Raw genomic sequence first — 14,897 nt, forward strand, 5'->3', positions numbered from 1 at the left:
GTCATAATCCTTAATCTTAAGGCCGTTCACTTATTGATAATCCATACCTAACTAATCAGGATGGGATCGGCCGTGACCGCACAGACGCCAGACATCGACAACCACAAGGAACAGCAACGAGCGGGCGCCCGCGCGTTACGCGATCTCCTCGCACCGGTGTCGACGGCACTGACCGTCGGACGAGTGATGTCCGGGGTCTCCGCTGTCCTCGCGGTCGTCCCCTATATCGCCCTCGTCCACATAGGCGACGCCCTGCTCTCGGGCGACGGTGTTGACCGTGACACCGTCTCGCGATGGTTGACGGTCCTGGTGGCGACGTTCGGAGCCAGGCTGCTCATCTATTTCGTTGCCCTGTTCGTCACGCATCTCGCCGACATCACGGTCGGCCATCTGATCCGCGAGCGGATCGTGGCGCGGCTGTCGAACGTACCGCTCACGTGGTTCACGTCGACCAACTCCGGGCGTGTCCGCAAAGCACTGCAGGACGACATCAGCACCGTTCACCAGTTGATCGCACACCAGCCGGTCGAAGGCACGTCGGCGATTGTCATGCCGTTGGGCCTGATGGCGTACGCCTTCGTCGTCGACTGGCGACTGGGGCTGTTGTCGATCGCCACCATCCCCCTGTACATCGCCGCCATGGCGCTCTCGATGCGTGGCATGGGCGAGATGACCGTGAAGATGGACAAGCGACTGTCGGCCGTCTCGTCACGCATGGTCGAGTTCGTCACCGGAATCGCGGTGGTCAAAGCATTCGGCAAAGTCGGACGCGCTCACCACAGCTATCAGCGCGCCGCCGACGACTTCTACGAGTTCTACTCCGACTGGGTGAAACCGCTCGTCCGAGTATCGGCGCTGGGCACCTCACTGCTGTCGATTCCTCTTCTGCTGCTCATCAATGTCGGAGTCGGGTCCGTACTGGTCCACGCGGACGTCGTCACCCCGGCCGACGTACTCGCGGCGTCGCTGATCGCATTGCTCGTCCCGCACTCGCTGGAGACGGTGATGAACTCGATGTGGTCACATCAACTCGCAGGCGCTTCGGCTCTCCGGCTGCAGGAACTCATCGAGACCCCGACTCTCTCCGACGACGCTCCGCACGGCGATCCCGACTCCTTCGACATCGAGTTCGACCGTGTCAGCTACTCGTATCCGGGTACGGACACGCTCGCCGTGGATGACGTGAGCTTCACTCTCCGCCATGGAACAGTCACCGCGCTGGTCGGTCCGTCGGGATCGGGCAAGTCGACGGTCGCCACGCTTCTCGCTCGGTTCGACGATCCGGCGTCGGGCGACGTCCGGATCGGAGGCGTCCCGGTCTCACAGATCGACGATCTGTACAGCCGGGTCGGGTTCGTCCTGCAAGACCCTCAGCTGCTGTCGATAAGCATCCGTGACAACATCGCTCTCGGCCGACCTGACGCGACCGACGAACAGGTCCGCGATGCCGCGCGCACCGCCCAGGTTCTCGACGAGATCGATGCTCTCCCCAACGGTTTCGAGACCGTCTACGGCTCCGAGTCAGGGCTGTCGGGCGGTCAGGCCCAACGCGTCGCGATCGCTCGAGCCCTACTCGTGAACGCACCGATCCTGATCTTGGACGAGGCCACGGCTCTGGCCGACCCGGAGGCGCAGCACCAGATCCAGCAGGCGTTGTCGGCGTTGGTCGCCGGGCGGACCGTTCTCGTCATCGGACACCGCCCCGAAGCGATTCGCGGAGTCGACCAGATCGTCCTGCTCGACTCCGGTCGCGTCGAAGCCGCGGGCACCCACGCCGATCTGACGGAACACCCCGCATACGCCCGACTGTGGAACGACTCACTCACTACCGGAGGACACCGATGAGCACCATGCCAGTGGCCGACATCGTGCCGCGTTCTAAGAAGATGCTCTCTCGCCCCGACGATCTGAACACCGTGATCGCAGTGTCCGCCGTCGCGGGCTTCATCGAGGGGTTGGCATTGGCCGCGCTCCTACCGACGATCACAGCGCTGGCGAAGTCCGCGGCCGTGTGGGGACTCGGGCTCGCCGGATGGCTGTGGATTCTCGCCGTGCTCTCGACGCTCAGCTTCATCATCAATTATGTGTCGGCGCGACGCTCCTATGACGTCGCGCTGGACTTCTTGCGCAGCATCCACCGAATCTTCGGCGACCAGGTCGCCAAACAGCCGCTGGGCTGGTTCGCCCGTCCGGTCGCGGACTCGCTGTCACGTCTTGTCTCGACGGAGTTGATGATGGCGGGCGAGATCCTCGCGCACATGATGAGCCCTCTCGTCTCACGCGGCGTCGCAGCCGGGGTCGTCATCGTCGCGGCCTGGGTCTGGTCCCCCCTGCTCGGCCTGGTCCTGACGTGTGCGGTCCCCGCCTTCATCGTGATCACGCTGGTATCGGCGGCATGTGTCCGCAGGGGCCGAACGATCCACGAACCTGCGGAAGTCGCTCTCGCGAACCAGATCGTCGAGTACGCGCAATGTCAGAGCGCGTTGCGCTCGTGTGGTCGCAGCGGCGACTTCGCACCGTTGCGCGAATCGATGGACAGGGCACGCTCGACGAAGAAGCGGGCGCTGTGGATCGAAACCGCTGGGCTGCTCCTGTCGGGGGTCCTCACCCAAGGCGTGATCGTGGTGCTGATCAGCATCACCGGGTCCTTGGCCGTCTCCGGCACGTTGGAACCGATTCCCGCCCTCGCGTTCATCGGCCTCGCACTGCGCTTCACGTCGACACTGTCGGCGATCACCGACAGCGCTATGTCGCTCGAATCACGCCGACCGCTGCTCGACCAGATCGACCAGGTGCTCGACGCGCAGCCACTGCCCGTCCCTGCATCATTTGCCGAGCTGACCGCTCCGGGCGCCGTCGCTCTGGAGGCGGTGACCTTCGGATACGACTCCGCGGCGCCCGTTCTCCGCGACTTCTCGCTCGAGATTCCCGCCGGGTCGATGGTGGCGCTCGTCGGACCCTCTGGCAGTGGCAAGACGACCGTGGCGAAGCTCATCAGCCGCTTCTACGACGTCGATGCGGGCCGAGTTCTCGTCGGCGGCGTCCCGGTGACCGAGCAGACCGGCGAGCAGTTGATGGCGCAGCTGTCCATGGTGTTTCAAGACGTGTACCTGTTCGACGACACGCTCCGAGCCAATATCGCTGTCGGGCGCGAAGACGCGACCGATGCAGAGATCCTCGAGGCCGCGCACACCGCCGGTGTCTCCGACATCGCCCACCGGCTCGCCGACGGTTGGGACTCTCGCGTCGGGGAAGGCGGACGCGCGTTGTCCGGCGGCGAACGCCAACGCGTCGCGATCGCTCGGGCTCTGCTGAAACAGGCTCCCATCGTTCTACTCGACGAGGCGACATCTGCGCTCGACACAGAGAACGAGGCCAACATCGTCGCCGCCATCGAGAAGCTGCGAACCGAATCGACTGTCGTGATCATCGCGCACCGCCTCGACACCATCGCCCGCGCCGACCTCATCGTCTCGCTCACCGACGAAGGCGCCGTCGAAGCGACCGGAACCCACGACGAGCTCCTCGCTGCCGGCGGAACGTACGCGTCCTATTGGAGTCGACTGAGCCGCGCACAGGGTTGGCAGCTCACGAACGACCGGTCGGGTAGCAACACCGCGATGCCCTAACGTTGACGTTCGTGGAAGACACTCGACGTTCGGACCGCACGGGCCGACGTGCGGGCCGCAAACCCGCGTTCTCGGCACGCGACGTCGTCGATGCCGCTCTCGCCGAAGGGATCGACCACTTCACCTTGTCCGCAGTCGCCGGCCGGCTCGGTGTCGCGACACCCGCGATCTATCGGCTCTACCGGTCCCGCGACGACATCGTCGACGCTGCACTCGACGTGATCGCCGAGTCGATCCGACATCCCGAAATCGGAGCGCACTGGCGGGACGTCCTGCAGCTCTGGTCCGACGAGATCTGGCGCATCTGCGAGACGTACCACGGACTGAACCGTGTCGTCTACTCCTATCCGACGGCATTCGCCCACATCGAGGACGCTATCGGCGTGTACGCCGCTGCTCTGGCCGCCAACGGCAAGTCGCCCGGGCAGGCGATGTTCGCCCTCGACTTCCTCGGCGACACGGTCATGTCCTCGCACCTCGGGGTGGAGGCGATGCGGTCCGTCGACAAGGACCAGACGCGTGCACTCGACCGGGTACGCGAGAAGATCTCGGGCGCGTCGGCGATGGCCCCGGACGAAGGCTGGGCCGACCGCTACTTCATGGACGCGAAGGTCGGGTTCGTCATCACTGCGCTCGCCGACAATTGGCCCGAGGCGCCGACGACGACGTGACGGCACTGCGGGGCGCGTCCCGACTGTTCCATGCACGACATCGCCTGTGACAAGCTGGAATCAACCGACGAAAGGCAGCCATGCAAGATCAGTTCCGCGCCCTGCTCATCGATCGCGACGACGAGAAGAAGCAGTCCGTACAGGTGGCGAACATCTCACCGGACCAGCTGCCGGACGGGGATGTGACGGTTCGCGTGGCGGCGTCGACGCTGAACTACAAGGACGCGCTCGCGATCACCGGCGCCAGTCCCGTCGTCCGATCGTTCCCGATGGTTCCAGGAATCGATCTCGCCGGGACAGTCGACCAGTCGTCCAACCCGGCATTCGCACCCGGCGACCGCGTCGTCCTCAACGGGTGGGGTGTCGGCGAGAAGCACTGGGGCGGTCTCGCCGAATACGCGCGACTGAACGGCGACTGGCTGATCCCCCTCGAATCGGCGTTCACGTTCGAGCAGGCGATGAGCATCGGCACCGCGGGCTACACCGCGATGCTGTGCATCATGGCGCTCGAACGCCACGGCGTCACACCGGAATCGGGCGAAGTGCTCGTTACCGGCGCGGCAGGCGGTGTCGGCAGCATCGCCGTCGCGATCCTCGCCGGACTCGGATACCAGGTCGCAGCCGCAACCGGCCGTGCCGAGGAAGCCGACTACCTGACCGGTCTCGGAGCCGCACGTATCGTTCCGCGCGCCGACTTCACCGAACCCGGCAAGCCGCTCGCCAAAGAACAGTGGGCAGGCGCTATCGACGTCGTCGGCGGCCAGATGCTGGCCAACGTGTGCGCAGGCGTCAAGTACCGCGGCACCGTCGCCGCTTGCGGACTCGCGGGCGGCATGGACTTTCCGGCCAGCGTCGCACCGTTCATCCTGCGCGGCGTGACCCTCGCAGGCGTGGACAGCGTCATGTGCCCCGTCGACGAACGCCGCGAAGCCTGGCGACGTCTTGCGCGGGACCTCGACCCCGCCGTCCTGGAGCCGGTCACAACGACTGCCGCACTCGACGACTGTCCGGGCCTGGCCGACGATCTCATCGCGGGCACGATCCGCGGGCGGATCGTGGTGCCCATCTCTGCGGACTGAACCGCAGGGACGTCACCGAGCCCCGCTACGGGCGCGGGCACGAGGGAACCAGTACGCCCCTCGAGGCCACTCAGAGACGACGGAAGCCGCCGATCGCGGATGCTCCCCCCTTAGGAGTCACTCGCGATCGGCGGCTTCAACGCTTCGGCAACGCTTGCCGAGGACGTCGTCGACACCTACCGAGTCGAATCCGACTCACTAGGCCCCTCCGCCGAACTGACGTCCGCTGCACCCATCCCCATGAGCACGTCAGTTACCGTACAGCAAACCTCATGTCACCGCTAGTCACAGTCGGGAGATGACCGGAGTCGACGCGACACGCACCCCCTTGACGACTATGTATACGCACGTCAACGACTATTGTTACGGGATCAAATCGCATGTTTCCGTTGGCAATTTTCTCCTGGCAACATCGGATTGCTAGTATGTGTCGAACAAGGAGGCACCGTGTTCACGCTCGTGCGGCAACACAGTGCACACAGCGGAGACTCGGACGATTCAACCGATCGCCGTACTCGACGGGGGAAGGCGACATGGACAACGGATTCGCGGAGCGGCTCAATAGGCTGTTCGACACGGTGCACCCTCCGGGACGCAAACCGCACACGAACGCCGAAGTCGCGGAGGCCGTCTCGGCCACCGGTTACAAGCTGTCCAAGCCGTACCTCTCGCAACTGCGCAACGGCCACCGCACCAATCCGTCGCACGAGACCGTCACCGCGCTGGCTCGGTTCTTCAAGGTGAAGCCCGACTATTTCTACGACGACATCTACGCAGCGAAGATCGACCACGATCTCGAACTGCTGTCACAGTTGCGTGGCTCGAGCCTGCGACGCCTGTCCAGTCGCGCGTTCGACCTGTCCGAAGAGTCCCAAGAGATGCTGACCGCGATGGCCGAGAAGCTCCGTCGCGGTGAAGGTCTTCCGGACAGCCCCCTCGACTGACCGCACGAACGGCCCTCGTACCCTCGACGTAGAGGACCAGTTGGAGATGTGATGCAGGTGCAGTTCTGGCGTGTCGCGCGCCCACTCGGCGTCGCCGCAGTAGCGGCGGGCGCTCTGTTGGCAGTCCCCGTGACCGCCGACGCGTTCCCCGGGCATCACCACCGTCAATGCCCCATTCTCTGCAACGACGACGAAGGCACGAGCGAGTCGTCGACGTCCGAAGCGCCAGAGTCGACCGAACCGTCTGAGACCGAAGAGTCCACCGGACCGTCCGAGGCGGACGAGTCGGGCTCCGATACATCTACTTCGACCACCACGCCGTCCGAGGGCAACAGCAGCTCCGAGACCACACCGAAGCCACCGTCTCCGCCGAAAACCGAGAAGCCGCAGCCCCCGACCACCACGTCGGAGGACGACCGCGATCCCGCGACCGTCTACCACGACCTCGACGACCTGGGCCCCGGCGACGACTCGTCGACGAACTCCCCGACGGGCCGTGCACCGAGCCGGAAGGCCACTCCCAAGACGCACCGACAGCAGCAGACGCCGAAGGCCTCGAAGCCGAAGTCGTCCAAGCCTTCCGCACCGCGTACGACGACGAAGAAGCCTGCTCGCACGTCCACGTCGACGGCACCCGCGGTTGATTCTGCGTCGGACCCGAATCCGCCGACACAGACCGAAGCCCTTCCGGCACCGTCTGATGTGACTGCGGGACAGTACGCGGCCGCGGGCGGCGGAGTCGGCGCCATGATCCTGATCGCGGGCGGCGCCGGGCTGGTCACCCACCGTGGCGCCCGTGCCGGTCGTGTCCGGTTGAACGCAGCCCGTGCCGAATTCCTGTCGCCGCCCAAGTGATGTCCCGTCCCCGATCGATGTCTGCAGTCGGTATGAGCCCTAGAGTGATGACCTGTGTCTAACCCCGTCGAGTCGACCCGCGCCGCCCACCGCTCGCATCGTCGCGTACATGCGGCGGTCGACGCAGTTCTCGACGTCGCCGCACAGAAGCAGGCGGGCTCGTTGGACGACATCGTCCGCGCCGTCGGCGAGAGCAGGCAGCGGCCGATCTCAATCGCCGTCGACGACCTCGCACCCGGTGTGTGGGGGCAACGCCGCGACTTCGGTGACCACGACGTGATCGTGTTGGCGCGAGCTCTTCCGAGCGAGGCTCGAACGCTGGCTCACGAACTCGGGCACATCGTGTTCGCCCACACGGGGACCGTCGCCGACGAGGCGACCGTCGAAGCCGAGGACGACTTGATCGCGTACATGCTCGGCCTGTCCGAGCCGGACGAATCAGACTCCGCATCAGATTCGCCGTCAGGGTCAGACTCGAAGTCGGAGTCAGCTGCGGAGGAGACCATCACCGCGGAGGAGCACGAGCTGCAGGAGTGGGAGGCCGAGGCGTTTGCCGCGCGGCTGTTGCAACGCCTACGTCAACTGCATCGCAATCGATCGCTGCGGCCGATGCTCCGATACGACGAGGCCCTCGGATGACCTGGGTCACCTGGGTGATCGCGGTGCTGTGCGCTGCCGCCGTCGGCGCTCGCATCGGACGCCTCACCGTCCGACCGCCGTCGTTGGCACGCACCTCGGTGGCCGTCGCCGCCATCGGAGTCGCGATCGCTGCCGCGGTGCGGACTCCGACAGTGTCGGTGATCCTCGAGCCTCTCGGCGACGACGTCCCCGTGTTGACCTTCGTGGGCTGCTGGGTGGTGGTGGCGACCGCCACGACTCTGATCGGCGCCGCCACACTGCCACGGATGACGCGGCGCGCCCTGCACGCCATCACCGCCGCGACGATAGTGGTGGCGCTCGCCGACCTCGTCGTGATGAGCGTGACCGGTAACGCGACCGTCGGCTCGGCGTTCGTCGTCGTGGCAGGAGTCTTCGCGCTGATCAACGGGGTCCGGTACATCGCCTGGCACCCGTTGGGTCGGGCGATCGCCTATTTCCTGGCCGGCAACACCGTGGCCACCGTCGCTCTGGCGCTCGACCTCGCCCACCCCGCCCCGGAGAGCGGTTGGTGGGCGGTCGCGATCATCATCATCAGTTTCGCGTGCTCGTCGGTCTTGCTCGCATCGTGGTTCGCCGCGCGCCGCGACCTGCGGCGTACAGACCGGCTGTGGACCGCATTGACTCAGGCGCACCCGGAGGTCGCGGCAGGCGACTACCAGTCGGCGACCACGATCCTAGCGGCCGACGACCGGGTCTCACAGATCCTCGACGGCCTGTACCTGCATGCCGGCGCCGGTCTAATCACGCCAGGCGACGACCCCGAGCGCGGGGCGCCACGCGTCCGAGCACGCGAGATCGCGGCGTGGTTGCACCTCACCGAGGCGACCCCGATCGACCCGGACACTCTGACGACGCCGACCGAGTTGTCGGACCGTCGCTGGGTTCAGTTGATCGCGCGCGAATACGATCGAGTCGGTCCGCGAGGCGGAGCCGCCCCCGATCCCGCCAGGTCAGTGGAGCAAGACACCGCCGTCAACGGTTAGGGTCTGTCCGGTCATCCAGCCCGCGTCGTCGGACAGCAGGAACGCGACGACCGAGCCGATGTCGTCCGGGACACCGAGACGCTTGAGCGGGTAGGCCGACGCGACCTCTTCCTCGCGGCCCTCGTACAGCGCCGTCGCGAAACGCGTCTTGACCACGGCGGGAGCCACCGCGTTGACCCGGATATCCGGGCCGAGTTCCTCCGCGAGCGAGGACGTGAGGTCGATGACCGCCGCCTTCGACACCCCGTAGAACGCGATCCCCGGCGCCGGACGGATCCCTGCGACGGATGCGACGTTGACGACCGCGCCACCGTGCTCCTTCTGCCACGCCCGGTACACCTTCTGAGTCCACTGAAGCGTGGAGACGACGTTGACGTCCAGGATCTTTCGAGCCGCACCGGCGTCGATATCCATCAGCGAGCCGTACACCGGGTTGATGCCCGTGTTGTTGACGAAGAAGTCGGCGCTGCCGAACGTCTCGATGGTCTTCGCGATCACCTCGTCCTGGTGGTCGGAGTCGTCGGCCGAACCGGCGACGGCCAGCGCCACCTCGGGGCCGCCGAGCTCCGCGACAGCGCCGTCGAGGGCGTCCTGCTTGCGAGCGGTGATGACGACCTTCGCCCCGTCGGCGACGAGACGGCGGGCGATCCCCAGGCCTATCCCTCGGCTCGATCCCGTGACGATGGCTGTCTTCCCGGCGAAACGTTCGGTCATGCGACTCTCCCTGCGTTGGCGACACCAGTTCAAAACTAAGCGATTGCTTACTTTCTATCGTCGCGTGGGCGTGCCGTCAAGGAGCCATCCCGTCCCGAAGTCATTGACGACTCCCGCATTAGATGTAGGATTGTCGACAATCAGTCGATTTCTCGTCGAAGGCGGTCGCTCACACATGGATTCTCGCGACATCTGCACTCTCTCCGCGCTGGAACTCACCGAGGCCTACCGAGCCGGGACGCTCTCTCCCGTCGAGGCGACAGACGCGGTGCTCGATGCCATCGATCGAGTGGACGGCCACTTGACCGCCTTCTGTCTCGTCGACCCGGAGGGTGCTCGCGCATCGGCACGGGACGCATTGCAGCGCTATCGCGACGGGCGGCCCCGCGGGCCGCTCGACGGGGTACCGACCTCCATCAAAGATGTCTTCCTGACCGCCGGGCACCCCACCTACCGCGGATCGACGCTGCTCGCCGAGGCCGACGACGGCACACTGCCGACTGTCGATGCCCCAGTCACCGCGGCCACCCTCGAGGCGGGCTGCGTGGTCGTCGGTAAGACGACGACCCCCGAGTTCGCATGGAAGGGCGTCACCGATTCGCTCCTCCTCGGCGCCACCCGCAATCCATACGACCCAGGACTGACTCCCGGCGGATCGAGCGGTGGGTCCGCGTCCGCGGTCGCTGCGGGCCTCGGTCCGCTCTCGACCGGTACCGACGCGGGAGGGTCGGTCCGCATCCCTGCCGCGTTCACCGGAACCGTCGCCCTGAAGCCGACGTACGGGGTGATCCCGATGTTCCCGTCGAGTCCGTTCGGGACGCTCGCGCACGCCGGACCGATGACGCGCACCGTCCTCGACACGGCCGCGTTCATGGACGAATTGATCCGGCCCGACTCACGTGACTGGTCCGCGGTCCCGCCTTCGGCGACCTGCCCCGGCGGCGACGGCTACCTCGCCGCAGCACTCGACGTCGGTCGCTCCGATCGGCCGCTGGACGGCGTGCGAGTCGCGTACAGCCGGAATCTCGGGTTCGGCGTCAACGATTCCGACGTCGAACGTGAGGTCGACGCGGCGGTCCACGCACTGTCCGAACTCGGGGCGCACGTCGACGAGATCGACCTCGGACTGTCCGATCCCGTCGACGCATTCCACGTCCTGTGGTTCGCGGGCGCGGCAGCCGTCGTGAAGCCGTTGGGCGACGGTGCGATCGACCGGATCGATCCGACACTGCGTGATGCACTTGGCCGGTACCACGACTTCACCGCGCAGAACTACCTCGACGCCGTCGCCGAGCGGATGGCGTTGGGTGTGCGACTCGGCGCGGTCCACCACACGTATGACGTTCTGGTGACTCCGACGACGCCGATCCCGGCCTTCACAGCGGGCGCCGACGTGCCCGCCGGATGGCACAGCCCCGATTGGACCTCCTGGACCCCGTACACCTACCTTTTCAACATGACTCAGCAACCGGCGCTGTCGGTCCCGTGCGGGATGACGGACTCGGGCCTCCCGGTCGGCGTCCAACTCGTCGGCGCACGGTTCGCCGACCGCATGGTGGTTCGGACCGGCGCAGCCCTCGAGACGCGCGTCGTCGGCCGAGTGCCGCTCCCGCGCGTGCATGCGAGCAGTCAGGCCCTCACATGACCGACCAGATCTCGAGGTCGCTCACTCCCGTCGTGCAGGAGTCGACGCCCGCGTTGATCGCGCGGTCGCTGCGTCGAGCGATCGCCGCTGGCGACTTCCCGCCTGGCAGTCAGCTGGGCGAGGCCGCCCTCGCAGGTCAACTCGGGGTGAGTCGCGGCCCGCTACGCGAGGCGATGCAGCGATTGACGCAAGAGGGGCTGCTCGTCTCGCTCCGTAATCGCGGCCTGTTCGTGCCGGAGCTGACGCCTGATGCAGTGTCGGACATGTACCTATTACGGACCACCATCGAACGCGCTGCGATCGAACAGGTTCTCGCGGCGGGCAACGGTCCGACATGCGCCGACCGCCTCGACGCGGCGGTCGAGAAGATGGTCGCGCACGCCCACCGCCCCGACTCTGAGGCGATGGTCGACGCCGACCTCGACTTCCACCACGAACTCGTCGAAGCCGCGGGCTCGCCGCGCTTGTCACGGGTCCACGAGACCGTGATCGTCGAGACCAGCATGTGTCTGCGCGCTACCGCCCCGACGTACGGTCCGGACGAGGATCGCGCCGCCGAGCACCGCGCCCTCGCCAACGCCGTCCGTGCAGGCGACGTCACCCGTGCGACATCTCTCCTCGACGACCACATGCGCGACGGCCTGGCTCGCCTGGCGTAGCTCGGCTCCCCGGTTGGCCTTTACGTGGCTTCAGGCCGGCTAGTTGGTTGGGTCGGTGAGGGGCGACGTCTCGACTCCGCTCGACCAGCGGTGCGGAACCCCGCTCGACCAGTCGGAACGGTCTCGACTCCGCTCGACCAACGGGGGGATGCTCGACCAGTCGGAACGGTCTCGACTCCGCTCGACCAACGGGGGGAGGCTCGACCAACGGGGGGAGGCTCGACCAACGGGGGGAGGCTCGACCAGCGGGGGAGGCTCGACCAACGGACAACGTCTCGTCCAATGAGAGTCGGTCGCCCCCGCTACCGCACGGGCATGGCCACGTACTTGGTCTCCAGGAACTCGTCGATTCCGGTCAAACCGCCTTCGCGACCTAGGCCCGACTCCTTGACGCCGCCGAACGGAGCGGCCGGACTGGACACCAGGCCGGTGTTGAATCCGACCATGCCCGACTCGAGGCGCTCGGCGATCGCGAACCCACGGTCGGCCGACTCCGTCATCACGTAGGCGACGAGACCGAACTCCGTGTCGTTCGCGACGGCGACGGCCTCGTCGTCGGTGTCGAACGGGACGATCGCCGCGACAGGGCCGAAGACTTCGGTCCGCATCATCTCGGCGGCGGGGTCGACGTCGGCAAGAACGGTCGGCGGATAGAAGTGTCCGATGCCCTCGATGCGCTCGCCACCGCAGATGACCTTCGCACCACGGGCTACGGCGTCGCCTACCAGGCGCTCGACCTTGTCGAGCGCCTTCGCTTCGACAAGGGGACCGATATCGGTGCCGGCCACGGCGCCGTCGCCAACGCTGAGCGCCGACATCCGTTCGGTCAACGCTGCCGCGAACTCGTCGATTCTGCTGCGGTGCACCAGTATCCGGTTCGCCGCGGTGCAAGCCTGGCCCATATTGCGGGTCTTGGCGACCATCGCGGCGTCCACCGCGGTGTCGAGGTCGGCGTCTGCGCACACGATGAAGGGTGCATTGCCGCCCAACTCCATCGAGGTCCGGAGCACCCCGCGAGCACACTGCTCCAGCAGGAGTTTGCCGACCTGCGTCGACCCGGTGAACGACAGTTTCCGGGCCTGCCCCGAATCGATCCAGGTCGACACAACCGGGCCCGGCGACGTGGTGCACACCACCGACAGCACTCCGTCCGGCAACCCGGCCTCGGCAAGCAGGTCGACGACGTACAGGGAGGTGAGCGGAGTGAGCTCGGCGGGTTTGTAGACCATCGTGCAGCCTGCCGCTATCGCCGGACCGATCTTGCGGGAGACCATCGCGAGCGGGAAGTTCCACGGCGTGATCAGGATCGACGGGCCGACCGGCTCCGAGGTGACGAAGAATCGCGACTTCCCGTCCGGGCTGCGGCGCGCGTCGCCGCGGACCCGGACGGCTTCCTCGGAGAACCACCTGAAGAACTCGGCAGCATAACTGACCTCGCCACGGGCCTCGGCCAGCGGCTTGCCCATCTCTGCGGTCATCAGTGCGGCGAGTTCGTCTGTCCGTTCGATGACGAGCTCGTATGCGCGGCGCAGGATCTCCGACCGGGTGCGGCTGGGCACCGCCGCCCAGTCCCGCTGGTTGGTCGCAGCAGCTGCGATGGCCGCGCTCGCGTCATCGGGTCCGCCGTCGGACAGGGTCGCGATTGTCTCGCCGGTAGCCGGGTTCTCGACGGTGAACGTGTCGCCGGACGACGCAGCGTGCCATCGGCCGTCCCGGTAGATGCCCGTCCCCAGTCCGGCGATGATGTCGGCGACGGCGCGGGTCATGACTGCGCTCCCACCACGCGACGCACCGCTCGACCGAATCGGGCCGCACCGGTGTCGATCTCGTCCGCGGTGACCACCAACGGTGGGATGATCCGCACCACCGAGCCCGTCGGTCCGCACGTCAGCGTCAACAAGTCTTCGTCGATGCACGCCTGTTGGACTGCGGCGGCGAGGCGAGCTGCGTCGGCGGACGCGGCTCCACCTGCGGGCGCCGTCGGATCGCCGAACTCGATGGCCAGCATCAGACCTGTCCCCCGGATGTCACAGATCTCGCTGACACCGGACAGGTCGGCGCGGAGTGCATCGAGTAACTGCGCTCCCCGCACTCGAGAATTCTCGACGAGGCCTTCCCGGTCGATCACGCCGAGGGTCGCGACCCCGGCGGCAGCGGCGACGGCGTTGCCGCCGTACGTTCCGCCCTGAGAGCCGGGCCACGCCTTGGCCATGATCGACTCGGGAGCGGCGATCGCCGAGATCGGGAAACCCGATGCGATGCCCTTCGCGGTGATCATGATGTCCGGCACCAACCCCTCGGTGTGCTGATGGCCCCAGAACTTTCCGGTACGTCCGACGCCGGCCTGCACTTCGTCGAAGATCATCAACGCACCGTGCGCACGTGCCCGCTCGGCCAGTCCGGACAGGAAGCGAGGCGGGACAGCGATGTACCCACCGTCGCCGAGGAACGGCTCGACTAGAACGCCTGCGATCTCGCTCGGATTCACACGAGTGGCCAGGAGGAAGTCGAATTCGGCGAGGGCGTAGTCGACGGCGTCGTCGACGGACATCTTCAGCCGCAGCGCGTCGGGGAAGGGAGTCGTTGCGACGCCGGACATGAGCGGACCGAAGCCCGCCGAGAACTTGGTGCCCGCGGTCGTCAGCGACGCCGCCGCAACGGTGCGGCCGTGGAATCCGCGTTGGACCGTGACGATGTACTGGCGTCCGGTGGCCATCCGTGCCAATCGGATCGCGGCCTCGACCGCCTCCGAACCCGAGTTCGCGTAGAAGACGGAGTCGATCCCGTCGGGCAGGTGCTCGCCGAGCTTCTCGGTCAGTTCAAGCAACGGCTTATGCATGACGGTGGTGTACTGCGCGTGGATGATCTTCGCGCACTGCGCCTGCGCGGCGGCCACGACGTCGGGATGACAGTGCCCGGTACTCGTCACCCCGATGCCGGTGGTGAAGTCCAGGTAGTCGCGCCCGTCGACGCCGTGTATCCACGACCCGGCCGCGCTGTCGACCACGACCGGTGTCGCCTGCTTGAGGACTGGGGAAAGGGATGCGCCACTCATGAG

The 14,897-nt window shown here is 66.7% G+C and carries 13 protein-coding genes; 10 read left to right on the top strand and 3 right to left on the bottom strand.

Going from position 1 to position 14,897, the window contains the following annotated elements:
• The first annotated feature begins 60 nt into the window (after nt 1–60).
• The 8 genes from ACTIMF_RS12985 (at nt 61) to ACTIMF_RS13020 (ending at nt 8,821) form a co-directional block, all read left to right on the top strand.
• Nucleotides 61–1,845, top strand: coding sequence for an ABC transporter ATP-binding protein (locus ACTIMF_RS12985; protein WP_442350713.1), 1,785 nt, complete (start codon nt 61–63; stop codon nt 1,843–1,845).
• Nucleotides 1,842–3,629: an ABC transporter ATP-binding protein gene (locus ACTIMF_RS12990; RefSeq protein ID WP_442350714.1), complete on the top strand. Its 1,788-nt coding sequence runs from the start codon at nt 1,842–1,844 to the stop codon at nt 3,627–3,629. Before ACTIMF_RS12985 ends, ACTIMF_RS12990 begins: the two co-directional genes overlap by 4 nt.
• Before the next feature lie 11 nt (nt 3,630–3,640).
• Nucleotides 3,641–4,300 (top strand): TetR/AcrR family transcriptional regulator, encoded by a 660-nt coding sequence (locus ACTIMF_RS12995; protein ID WP_442350715.1) that lies wholly within the window; start codon nt 3,641–3,643, stop codon nt 4,298–4,300.
• A gap of 80 nt (nt 4,301–4,380) precedes the next feature.
• Nucleotides 4,381–5,379 (top strand): acrylyl-CoA reductase (NADPH), encoded by a 999-nt coding sequence (gene acuI, locus ACTIMF_RS13000; RefSeq protein ID WP_442350716.1) that lies wholly within the window; start codon nt 4,381–4,383, stop codon nt 5,377–5,379.
• 533 nt (nt 5,380–5,912) lie between these two features.
• On the top strand, nt 5,913–6,323 hold the full coding sequence (locus ACTIMF_RS13005) for a helix-turn-helix domain-containing protein (protein WP_442350717.1): 411 nt from the start codon (nt 5,913–5,915) through the stop codon (nt 6,321–6,323).
• 51 nt (nt 6,324–6,374) lie between these two features.
• Nucleotides 6,375–7,178 (top strand): hypothetical protein, encoded by an 804-nt coding sequence (locus tag ACTIMF_RS13010; protein WP_442350718.1) that lies wholly within the window; start codon nt 6,375–6,377, stop codon nt 7,176–7,178.
• 54 nt (nt 7,179–7,232) lie between these two features.
• A complete protein-coding gene (locus tag ACTIMF_RS13015; protein ID WP_442350719.1) occupies nt 7,233–7,817 on the top strand; it encodes an ImmA/IrrE family metallo-endopeptidase in 585 nt (194 codons plus the stop codon).
• Nucleotides 7,814–8,821, top strand: a complete 1,008-nt coding sequence (locus ACTIMF_RS13020) for a hypothetical protein (protein ID WP_442350720.1) — start codon at nt 7,814–7,816, stop codon at nt 8,819–8,821. Before ACTIMF_RS13015 ends, ACTIMF_RS13020 begins: the two co-directional genes overlap by 4 nt.
• Here ACTIMF_RS13020 and ACTIMF_RS13025 read toward each other — a convergent pair.
• Entirely contained in the window at nt 8,789–9,535 is a 747-nt protein-coding gene (locus ACTIMF_RS13025; protein ID WP_442350721.1) for an SDR family oxidoreductase, read from the bottom strand. The two genes, ACTIMF_RS13020 and ACTIMF_RS13025, sit on opposite strands and share 33 nt — an antisense overlap.
• 175 nt (nt 9,536–9,710) lie before the next feature.
• Between ACTIMF_RS13025 and ACTIMF_RS13030 the strand changes: the two genes are divergently transcribed.
• The gene (locus ACTIMF_RS13030; protein WP_442350722.1) at nt 9,711–11,180 is read left to right on the top strand and encodes an amidase; all 1,470 of its coding nucleotides are present in this window, start codon (nt 9,711–9,713) and stop codon (nt 11,178–11,180) included.
• On the top strand, nt 11,177–11,839 hold the full coding sequence (locus tag ACTIMF_RS13035; protein ID WP_442350723.1) for a GntR family transcriptional regulator: 663 nt from the start codon (nt 11,177–11,179) through the stop codon (nt 11,837–11,839). Before ACTIMF_RS13030 ends, ACTIMF_RS13035 begins: the two co-directional genes overlap by 4 nt.
• A gap of 302 nt (nt 11,840–12,141) precedes the next feature.
• Here the strand turns inward: ACTIMF_RS13035 and ACTIMF_RS13040 are convergent, their stop codons facing one another.
• Both ACTIMF_RS13040 and ACTIMF_RS13045 read right to left on the bottom strand, forming a co-directional pair.
• Nucleotides 12,142–13,605, bottom strand: a complete 1,464-nt coding sequence (locus tag ACTIMF_RS13040; RefSeq protein ID WP_442350724.1) for an NAD-dependent succinate-semialdehyde dehydrogenase — start codon at nt 13,603–13,605, stop codon at nt 12,142–12,144.
• Entirely contained in the window at nt 13,602–14,894 is a 1,293-nt protein-coding gene (locus ACTIMF_RS13045) for an aspartate aminotransferase family protein (RefSeq protein ID WP_442350725.1), read from the bottom strand. Before ACTIMF_RS13045 ends, ACTIMF_RS13040 begins: the two co-directional genes overlap by 4 nt.
• Between the last annotated feature and the right edge of the window lie 3 nt (nt 14,895–14,897).

Origin of the sequence: Gordonia sp. (in: high G+C Gram-positive bacteria), from assembly GCF_052106715.1 — a bacterium.
GTDB lineage: Bacteria > Actinomycetota > Actinomycetes > Mycobacteriales > Mycobacteriaceae > Gordonia.